Annotated in this window: 10 protein-coding genes and 1 pseudogene; 6 read left to right on the top strand and 5 right to left on the bottom strand. The window is 63.5% G+C overall.

Features of this window, described 5'->3' with window-relative positions:
* The 3 genes and pseudogenes from B2696_RS05645 to B2696_RS05640 form a co-directional block, all read right to left on the bottom strand.
* Positions 1-625, bottom strand: a 625-nt coding sequence (locus tag B2696_RS05645) for a Crp/Fnr family transcriptional regulator (protein ID WP_414646589.1), incomplete at its 3' end; no start/stop codon positions are given.
* 19 nt (positions 626-644) lie between these two features.
* The gene (locus tag B2696_RS11555; RefSeq protein WP_376778863.1) at positions 645-854 is read right to left on the bottom strand and encodes a heavy-metal-associated domain-containing protein; all 210 of its coding nucleotides are present in this window, start codon (positions 852-854) and stop codon (positions 645-647) included.
* 35 nt (positions 855-889) lie between these two features.
* Positions 890-1435: pseudogene (locus tag B2696_RS05640) on the bottom strand (IS3 family transposase); the annotation flags it as partial.
* Between the two features lie 671 nt (positions 1436-2106).
* Between B2696_RS05640 and B2696_RS05635 the strand changes: the two are divergent.
* From B2696_RS05635 to B2696_RS05620, 4 genes are all read left to right on the top strand, one after another.
* Positions 2107-2373, top strand: coding sequence for an SHOCT domain-containing protein (locus B2696_RS05635; protein WP_286954352.1), 267 nt, complete (start codon positions 2107-2109; stop codon positions 2371-2373).
* Positions 2370-3851: a multicopper oxidase family protein gene (locus B2696_RS05630; RefSeq protein ID WP_286954351.1), complete on the top strand. Its 1482-nt coding sequence runs from the start codon at positions 2370-2372 to the stop codon at positions 3849-3851. Before B2696_RS05635 ends, B2696_RS05630 begins: the two co-directional genes overlap by 4 nt.
* 65 nt (positions 3852-3916) lie before the next feature.
* On the top strand, positions 3917-5218 hold the full coding sequence (locus tag B2696_RS05625) for an APC family permease (protein ID WP_003862071.1): 1302 nt from the start codon (positions 3917-3919) through the stop codon (positions 5216-5218).
* A 236-nt stretch (positions 5219-5454) separates the two neighbouring features.
* Positions 5455-5697, top strand: coding sequence for a YgaP family membrane protein (locus tag B2696_RS05620; protein WP_286954350.1), 243 nt, complete (start codon positions 5455-5457; stop codon positions 5695-5697).
* 35 nt (positions 5698-5732) lie between these two features.
* On the opposite strand, the gene B2696_RS05615 is transcribed toward B2696_RS05620, so the two are convergent.
* Positions 5733-6663 (bottom strand): IS5 family transposase gene (locus B2696_RS05615; RefSeq protein ID WP_376778864.1). Its coding sequence is split into 2 segments (ribosomal slippage): positions 5733-6278 and positions 6280-6663, totalling 930 coding nucleotides; the frame shifts between segments, so codons are not numbered across the junction.
* A 410-nt stretch (positions 6664-7073) separates the two neighbouring features.
* Here B2696_RS05615 and B2696_RS05610 point away from each other — a divergent pair.
* Together B2696_RS05610 and B2696_RS05605 are read left to right on the top strand one after the other, a co-directional pair.
* A complete protein-coding gene (locus B2696_RS05610; protein ID WP_286954349.1) occupies positions 7074-7994 on the top strand; it encodes an NADP-dependent oxidoreductase in 921 nt (306 codons plus the stop codon).
* A 243-nt stretch (positions 7995-8237) separates the two neighbouring features.
* The gene (locus tag B2696_RS05605) at positions 8238-8840 is read left to right on the top strand and encodes a class I SAM-dependent DNA methyltransferase (RefSeq protein WP_232315947.1); all 603 of its coding nucleotides are present in this window, start codon (positions 8238-8240) and stop codon (positions 8838-8840) included.
* Between the two features lie 125 nt (positions 8841-8965).
* Here the strand turns inward: B2696_RS05605 and B2696_RS05600 are convergent, their stop codons facing one another.
* Positions 8966-9262, bottom strand: coding sequence for a cupin domain-containing protein (locus B2696_RS05600; RefSeq protein WP_075728853.1), 297 nt, complete (start codon positions 9260-9262; stop codon positions 8966-8968).
* Positions 9263-9755: the final 493 nt, after the last annotated feature.

Genomic DNA, 9755 nt, shown 5'->3' with positions numbered 1-9755 from the left:
CGTCTTGTCGGATTTGCCCGAGCTTGGCGTCCAGATGTTGGAGAGCGGCGGCCACGCGCTGCTCGACAGTCGAGGTGGCCTGTGCGGTTTCACGCTCCCGGGACCGGACCAATTGGTCCTGCTGCATCCGCATGATCGCCAACGCCAGTTGCGGGTAGGCGTCCACGACCTCGGCCAGGGCCTCGGCGGGCAGGTAAAGCGCGCAGGTGGTCTCGATCGCCCAGGCCGAGTCGGTGGCTGGGGAGCTATGGGTGTGCAGTGGGCCGATGACATCCCCGGGGGCGGCGATGTCGACGGTGATTTCGCGGCCATCGATGGTGTCCCGGGTGATCCGGGCCCGACCGGCGGCGACCATATAGCTGCCCTGAGCCTGCTCGCCGGCTAGGAGGATGGGATCACCCGCGGCCCAGGCCCAGGAGGTCAGATGCTGGTCGAGTTCCCTGTGCTGTTGTGGGTTCAGCTTCTTGGTCAGCGGGGAACGGGCCAGGACCTGCATGCGCACGTCCAGGGAGCACTGGTGGGGTTGGGCGCAGTTGTGACGGACGGGATTGCGGGCCATAAGCCCCATGCTATCAGGCCCGGAGAGCAATGACCGCGGAAGCGGAGGAACAAAAGCCTCCGACACAACCGACAGCCGCGCCCCCTCACCACTCGCTGCCTGAGGAGTGGGCAGTGGAGGTGATGTCGGTGACGGTCCTGATGAGCTCGTCCACAGATACTTGTTGTAGGTCATGGGACACCACGAGATGGCCGGGCGGTACTACCACTTCGACGGAGGCCACCCCCTCCAGGTCACTGAGTGTGGTCTGGGCGGTGGCCAGGCAACTCGGGCAGAAAAACCCCGACGTGGACACGGTGGTGTGCTTGTGAATCGCCCTGGGTTTCGTTCCTACTTGGTTTCCTGTCCAGCGAGTGCTGGTCGGGCTGATTCAACCTCAGCGTAGTGCGTCGCTTCGACCTCAGCCGGAGATCGATAACCTATCTCGCCGTGTAGGCGGGCGTTGTTCCACCACCACACGTATTCGAGCGTTGCGAGCTCGACTTGCTCGACCGTTCGCCACGGCCCCCGGCGACGGATCAACTCCGTCTTGTAGAGCCCGTTGACCGCCTCAGCGAGAGCGTTGTCATATGAGTCGCCGACTGTCCCTGTCGATGGCCTCGCGCCGAGCTCGGCAATCCGGTCGGTATAGACGACGGACAAGTAGTTCGAGCCATGGTCGGCATGATGGACGAGATCGTCGAGCGACCCGCGAGTGTTGAACGCCGCCATGTTCAGCGCTTGCAGCGGCAACACGTCCGCTTTCAATGTCGCCGCGACATTCCACCCGACAATCGTGCGGGAGAATACGTCGATGACGAACGCGACGTACGCGAACCCTGCCCAGGTTGCGACATAGGTGATGTCCGCGACCCATAACCGATTAGGCGACACCGCATAAACGGGCCCTTCACTATGAAGGGCCACTAAACGATGCCGAGCTGTAGTTTCTGCGAACTCACCCTTCCCCAAATTTCCCCCATCTTCGAGGGCACGAGGGTTCTCCACCATGGTCTCGATCGTTCCAGCCTGTCCTGAGTGTCAGCTCGCCAGCGGAAATTCTTGATCAGACCTCCACCTGATCTCCACACAAATACGCGGGCGTACCGGCCAATGTGGAACTCGACCGGAAGACAGGGGCGCGGTATGGTGTGGGCGAGTGTAACCGTAGTGGCCATTGGCCTGGGCGTGTTCTGGGCCAGCGTGCTCTGCCTCATTGTCGCCCTGACAGGGACCGCTCCCCAGGTGTGAGACACCCAGGGACCAATCGATGGGTGAGCCGGGTTCAACCACCTACCCCACATACCCCATAGGGGTATAATTGGAGGTGTTCCAGTGAGCACCAGCAACGAATATGAAGAGGAGAAGATGTCTATCCAGCCTCGCAGTAACCTTCCGTTGGAAGCGATCGCTGAATCCTGCACGTGCTGCTCCACACCCAGACCCTCGGTGCCGATGCCGATCCACGGTCTCCAGACCGACCGCCACGCCCCGCACCCGGCGCCACCACCCCCCAGACACCGGCGGGCCACACGCTCGGGACTGAGAAGTAGCGAAGGACGATCGCGATGATGTGGAACAACGGGATGGGTTCGGGAATGGGCTGGATGTGGATCTTCTGGCTCTTGGTCATTCTGGGCACGGTGGTGGTCACCGTCGTCCTGGCGAAAGCGTTCACCGGCGGCCGGGGCCAGACCGGAGGGCAGGAGCATGTCAAAACCGGGGAACGCCCGCGCCAGCCGCGAGAGATCCTGGACGAACGCTACGCCCGTGGAGAGCTAACCACCGAGGAGTACCGGGAGCGACTACACACTCTGGGCGAGGGACGGCAGTGAGCGAGCTGACCCGACGGCAGCTCCTCGCACTGGGTTTGGCAGGGGCCGGCACCGCCGCCGTGGGCGGGGCCGGCCTGTGGTGGACCGTCAGTGAGGGCAACACCACGAACAGTGGTGGCTTCTCCGACGGTGGTGACGACCTTCTCGAGCCGGACGTGGTGGCCAGTCGGGACGGTGTGCTCGATCTGGAGTTGGTCGCCGCCCCCGCCCGGGTCAAGATCGGCGGGCGAAACGCAAACGTGCAGGCGTTCAACGGCACGCTCCCAGGCCCCACCCTGCGCGTTCGGGGCGGAGACACGATCCGAGTGGCGATTGCCAACGAACTCGACACCCCGACCAACCTGCACGTACACGGGTTGCACGTCTCCCCCGAGGGCAATGGCGACAACCCCTTCGTCAGCATCTTCCCCGGCGAGTCCTTCGACTACGAAATCGTCCTGCCAAACGACCACCCGCCCGGGACTTTCTGGTACCACCCCCACCACCACGGCCATGTCGCTGACCAACTGGCGGCCGGACTCTACGGAGCGATCGTTGTTGAGGACCCCGAGCCGGTCCCGGTGTCCCGTGAGCGCACCTTGGTCGTCTCCGACATCACCCTCGACGGCACTGGCAACCCGGCTGCCGCGTCCCCGCCCGAGAAGATGATGGGCCGTCAAGGCGAGATAGTGATGGTCAACGGCCAGGTTCGGCCCCGGGCCACCGCTTCGCCGGGAGAGCGAGAGCAGTGGCGGATCGTCAACGCCTGCCCGTCCCGCTACCTGCGCCTGACCCTGGATGGTCAGTCTCTGCGCCTGCTCGGCCGTGACACCGGCCGCCTACCCGAACCTGTCGACCTCACCGAGGTGACGCTGGCTCCCGGAAACAGAGTCGAACTCCTGGTGGACGCTCGCCAGGGCACCTCCACTCTGCTCAGCATCCCGGTGGACCGCGGCGCCATGCCTGGCATGATGGGCGGACCCATGGCCGGTGCGTTCCCGGCGGACGACGAGCCGATCGGTCTGCTCACGCTGGACGTGACTGGGCCCCCGGCGGACGAACCCGATCCCGTGCCCGCAGGACCGGCCCTGCGGGACCTGCGCACCGCACCGGTAACTGCCCGTCGAACCCTGGAATTCGCCATGGGCATGGGCCTGGGCCGTGGGATGCGCGGAGCCGAATCGATGATGTCGTTCACCATCAACGGCCGACAGTTCGACGCCGACCGAAACGACATCACGGTCCGCGCCAGAACTGTGGAGGAATGGACCCTGACCAACACCAGCCCCATGGACCACCCAATGCACCTGCACGTGTGGCCCATGCAAGTCCTCGACGACGGCGAGTCACCCACCTGGCAGGACGTGGTCAACATTCCGGCCTTCGGCCGCGTCACCATCCGCGTGGCCTTCGACGACATCGTCGGCCGCACCGTCTACCACTGTCACATCCTCGACCACGAGGACCTCGGCATGATGGGCACGATCCTGGCCCGCTGAACTCGGCGCACCCGACCGCAAGCACACCGCCAACCCCGCCCGACGAGAAGAAAGTACGGTACCGCATGGATCGCAGCGCCCAGTCCTCGAACTCACTGACCCTCACTGGATCCGTTGCGCTCGGGACGGGGGTGATGATCGGGGCGGGCATTTTCGCCCTGGTAGGGCAGGTCGCCGAGCTGGCCGGGGGGTGGATGCCGTGGGCCTTCCTTTCCGGGGCAGTGGTGGTGGCCTTCAGCTCCTACTCCTACATCCGCTACTCAGCCACCAACCCTTCCTCGGGCGGAATCGCGATGCAACTCAAAGCCGCGTATGGACCCGGGGTCGTGGCTGGCTCGGTTTCGCTGTTCATGTACGTGTCGATGATCCTCGCCGAGTCCCTTCTCGGCCGAACCTTCGGTACCTACATGCTGCGACCGTTCGGGATGCAGGACTCCGACGTGTGGGTCCCGGTGCTGGCCGTCCTCGCCATCGCCGGCGCCGCACTGGTGAACCTGGTGGGCAACCAACTAGTGGAGCGCTCTGCCACGGTCACCGCAGCGCTCAAGATCGTCGGCATCGCGGTGCTGGCGATCGCGGGAATCCTCGCCGCGGGACTCTCCTCCCTGCCCCGGCTCATTACCGCCGCTGGACGCACGCCACCAGACCAGGGATGGGTGGGCTTTCTCGCCGGTGTCACCCTATGCATCCTGGCGTACAAGGGGTTCACCACGATCACCAACCACGGCGGGGATCTGAAGAACCCCAAGCGCAATATCGGCCGCTCAATCATTATTTCCATCGCCCTGTGCACGGCGCTCTATCTATTGATCACCGTCGCAGTCACTGCGAGCCTGACCGTGCCAGAGATCATCGAGGCCCGCGACTACGCACTGGCCGAAGCAGCCCAGCCGATGTTCGGCGACTGGGGCATGAGAATAACCGTGCTTATCGCGGTGGTCGCCACACTGTCTGGACTGATCGCGAGCCTATTCTCAGTCTCGAAGCTCTACGACATGCTCCGAGAAATGGGCCAAGCCCCGGGCCTGCCCGGCCGGCCAGGACATCAGTCGCTCTACATCACCGCCGGGCTGGCGATCGTGATGGCCGCCTTCTTCGACCTCTCCCAGATCGCCTCCCTCGGCGCTATCTTGTATTTGGCCATGGACATTGCCATCCACTTCGGGATCATCCGCCGTCTCAAAAACGACGTCGCCGCCAACTCCTGGATCCCGTTGCTCGCGATCATCCTTGACCTCGCGGTACTGGTGCCCTTCCTGCTCACCAAGAGCCAATCGGACCCGTTCACCCTCGTCATCACCGCGCTAGTGGCCCTAGCCATCGTCCTCGCCCAGTGGCTCGCCGTGCGACACCACCAACACCAGTGAGAACACAGAGCACACCAGAGACTCCAACCAACCCAGCGCGATTCAGGCCGCACGACGCGCGTCCGCTGAGCGCGTTGAGGCGCGCATCTCCCCACACTTGTGGCACACGCCGTACCGGCTTCACCGAACCTTCACGTGAAGGACAGTTCGTCCTTCACAAACACTTGGCAGATTGGGGGTGTACCGATCAATGGTCCCGTGCACTCGGGGCTGGATCGAGCACCCAGGAGGAAACGATGCAGGCGAGATGGAGTATCAACATCACCCCTATCGAAAGGGGCGCTCGCATCGTGTTGGGTCTTCTCGGTGTCGTTGGCGGAGGAATTCTGCTCAGCCAGGCGGACTCCACGGGCGCGGTGATCGTGGAGCTGTTGTTGATCGTGGCTGGTCTGGACCTGATCGTCACTGGTGGGACCGGGCACTGTCCACTGTACAAAAAATTGGGCCCCCTCCCGCTTCGGAAAGGACACCCCTCATGAGCGAGCAATCACCCCAGGAGCGACGGCGCCAGCCACTAGGGCGTGTCTCCTAATTGGCGTAGCCAGGTCAGGATTGCGCAGAGCGTGACGGCGGCGCGGTAGGTGATCGCGAGTTTGTCGTATCGGGTGGCCAGAGCTCGCCACTGCTTGGCCAGCGCGAAGAATCGCTCGACGACGTTGCGGTCTTTGTAGAGGTCGGCGTTGAGTTTCGGAGGCCGGCCACCGCGGGAGCCTCGGCGTTTGCGGGAGGCGATGGTGTCGCTCTTCTCGGGGATGGCCGCGGTGATTCCACGGGCGCGGAGCTGGCGGCGGATCGTGCCGGACGAGTACGCCTTGTCGGCGATCACCGCGTCGGGACGGGTGCGAGGCCTGCCCCGGCCAGGGCGCGGGACGTGGATGTCGGCCAAGACCTGTTCGAGCATCGCGCCGTCGTGTCGTTGGCCGCCGGTGACCACACTCGCCAGCGGCCGGCCGCGACCGTCGACGGCGCTGTGAATCTTGGTGGTCAGCCCGCCGCGGGAGCGGCCAATGCCGTGACCTGCAGGTTCACAGTCCAGGAAGGGGCGGTTCTTGTGATTCGATCGTGCCCCCTGTGTCCTGATCAGGGCGCGCTGTGTTTGTGCCGTGCTGGTGGGCTCGGCAGATGGTGGCATCTACCGAGACGTTCCAGTCGATCTTTCCGGCCGCATCGGCCTCGGCAAGGATGGCCTGCAAGACTCGGTCCCACGTGCCGTCTCGGGCGTAGCGGGCGTGACGCTTCCAGACCGTCTGCCAGGCCCCGAACTCCTCCCGCGGCAGGTCCCGCCAGGGAATTCCTGCTCGGTAGCGGTAGATGATGCCCTCGACGACCTTGCGATTGTCGCGGAACGGATGCCCCTGCCGTCCTTCGTTCGAGGGCAGCAGGGGCTCGATCCGTGCCCACTGCTCATCGGTGAACTGGCGAAAACGTGACTTCGTCTGTCCCATCCGGCCACGGTCTCGCGAGTCAACACTCAACTATGGGAGACACGCCCTAGCCGGTTTTTCGGGATTCATGGTGCGCAACCGTTGAGGCGGTGTGGGATATGCATGTCAGGGGCCTGCCGTCCCCGAAGGGTGACGGCGGAGAAAAATGCCTGCTCCTGCTGGGAACAGGGGCAGGCCTCACCTAGGGCATCGAGAGGCCCTGGGCACGCTGTGGCAAGCGACACCGACCTTAGCGGCACGAAGGGGCCTGCGCGATGAGACCCCCAATGTCGGTGGGGTCCTTCGTGATCACTTCTTTCACTCTTTGATCCACGTCATGGTCTCGCGGTGATCATCTTCCTACCGTGACAGGCAAGGCCGCGAACGGCCGTGACCACAGGAAAGAAATTCACGAGGAGAGGAAGCACACGATGTCGAAGGTATACGTGTTCAACGAGTACGGCGGCCCGGAAAACCAGGAACTGATCACCCGCAACACCCCCCAGCCAGGCCCGGGAGAACTCGGGGTCAAGGTCCACGCGGCCGGGGTCAACCCGCTTGATTGGAAGGTCCGTTCCGGGGTTGCCGGAACCCCGCGAGAGCTTCCGGCACCCCTGGGCGAGGAGGCCTCCGGGATCGTCACCGCCGTTGGAGACGGTGTGGAGGGCTTCGCGGTCGGCGATCAGGTGCTCGGCCTGGTGGCCCCCGGCGTCGGCGGATATGCCGAGGACACCCTGCTGGTGGCAGAGAGTACCGTGCTCAAGCCGGAGGAGATCTCGTTCACCGACGCCGCCGCGATCCCGGTCGCTGGGGCGAGCGCCTACGCCGGGACTCACCAGGTCGAGCTTGAACCAGGCCAGTCGTTGCTGATAAATGGGGCCGGTGGTGGGGTCGGGCTGATGGCCGCGCAGATCGGACGGGTCCACAAGTTCCAGGTCGTCGGCGTCGACCACGAGGACAAGCGCGAACTCATCGAATCCACCGGTGCTATCTTCGTCGCCACCGGCGACGCCGTCGCGGAGCAGGTGCGTGCGCTGCTCCCCGACGGTGTGGACCTAGTCTTCGACCTAGTCGGCGGGGAGGCGTTGCGGGTGGTTGCTCCCTTAGCGAAGAATCCGGCGCACGTGATCTCGGCGGCTGATGCTGCCACCGTGGAAGAACTCGGTGGACAGGTGCTGCGCCGCACCCCGGAAATGGTCGGACAGATCACCGGGGTGGTCCAGTACGGGCTGGTCGACCCGAAGGTCGATACGACCTACCCGCTGGAACAGGCCGGTAAGGCCCTAGCCCACGTTGAGCAGGGCCACGCCCGCGGCAAGATCGTCCTCGAGCTCATCACCTCCCAGGACTAACCAGACAACCAGAACGACCGCGGAGGAGAAACCCGCGTAGGCGCGGCCAGCCGGGTAATGGCAGGGGCGTTGCCTGGTCCCAGGACTGTTGGGCCGACGAACGAGAGGTTCCCCCCTGCCCACTGACGCATCTTCGCCCACATGGACCAGATCAACGCCGCTCTACGCCCCTGGAGACCACCTGCGCGCCTACTGAAAGGCATACAAGCACGTCCAGCCCCGGGCACGGTTAGGGTTATCCTCATGGCAACCGATGACCTCAGCCAGGCCTACAACTCACCGAACTTCGACCCGGAAGCCCTGCTCGGAACGATCATCTCGGCCGATGACCCTGACCGAGCGCTCATCGAATCCTGGGCCGCCAACGTCGACGGGGCGATCCTCGATGTCGGTTCTGGCACGGGACGGTGGACCGGTCACCTCGCCAACCTCGGACACAGGATCGAGGGACTGGAACCGGCAACACGGCTCGTGGAGCTGGCTCGCCAGACACACCCCTCGGTGACCTTTCACCACGGCACCATTGCCGATCTGTCGGACTCACCGAAGCGTTGGGCAGGCATCTTGGCCTGGTACTCGCTCATCCATATGGGACCTGACGAGTTGCCGGCAACACTGGCTTCACTGCGCGCGGTGGCCGAGGACGACGGTGTCCTCCTCATGTCCTTCTTTTCCGGACCCCGTCTCGAACCGGTGCAGCATCCAGTGGTCACCGCCTACCGGTGGCCACTGCCCGACATCACCCAGGCACTAGAACACGCTGGCTTCGAGGTCACGGATAGCCACTGGGATCCTCGGTTCCCCCATGCCTATCTCACCGCCGAGGCCAGCAAGCAGAATCTCTAACAACCTCAACCTACTCGGAGGGGACACCCCCGATGCGGACCTAAAATTCCATACCTGCCCACCTGGACAAACAGATCATAGGCGGACAACCGTAATAGACGACTCGACCTCAGCAAAGGGAGCAATCACTGAGAGAAGGTAAACCGGATCTCCTTCGGCATGATGTGGACAGCCGTGAAAGCTGGATCCGCCACAATCTTGTGCCAGACATCGGCGGGAATAACGAGACTGTCTCCCGCACTCACCCCATGATCTGCGTCAGGGAACTTAAAGATGCATCGCCCCTCGGTGACGACAAGGACTGACTCGACAGAGGCCCGGTGCCTGGGCCAAGAAACTCCCTCCGTCGCTTCCATCCGCTTGGTGACAAACAGTGTTCCTTCTTCTAACGGCGTCACCTGAGGTCGTCCTGTAGATTCCATCTTGAAATTCCTTCGTCACACATCAATCACTTGAGGGATTTGATTCCCGACTTGCCATGCGCCACCCTACCGGGCCTGCCAACACCAGTTTGCCGTATCACGTGGCGCATCCCAGAGGTTCCGGAAAAGGTATTGCACCTCCGGCCCCATGAGTCGGTCCAGATCTCCATAGCCCGCTTCGTCAGCTATTGCCGCATGACTAAGGGTGTCTCAGTTTCTTGGAACTGAAACAGGGGACGGCCCCGGGCAAGACCGCCCTATGTGGCACACCAATATTGTCCGCAGAGTTCCTTGGGTTGAAGAAACCCTACACAACAACACGGGACTGACAGACCGGGAAAAATCCAAAGCAGATACTGGGCTGAATTATGCGGCCGCCCTCTTTCCCGACTCCAACGAGCACCAAGCGCAAAATACTCCTTCCTCATTAAGTGAAAGCCCATCTAGTTCTTTCGCGCTATCAAGTACACGGGCTCACTAGAGCCGAAACGGA

Origin of the sequence: Corynebacterium sp. UBA4397 (assembly GCF_002390965.1) — a bacterium.
Classification (GTDB): domain Bacteria; phylum Actinomycetota; class Actinomycetes; order Mycobacteriales; family Mycobacteriaceae; genus Corynebacterium; species Corynebacterium flavescens.
Note: the sequence above shows the minus strand (reverse complement) of the source record. Positions and strands in the feature narration are given on the sequence as shown.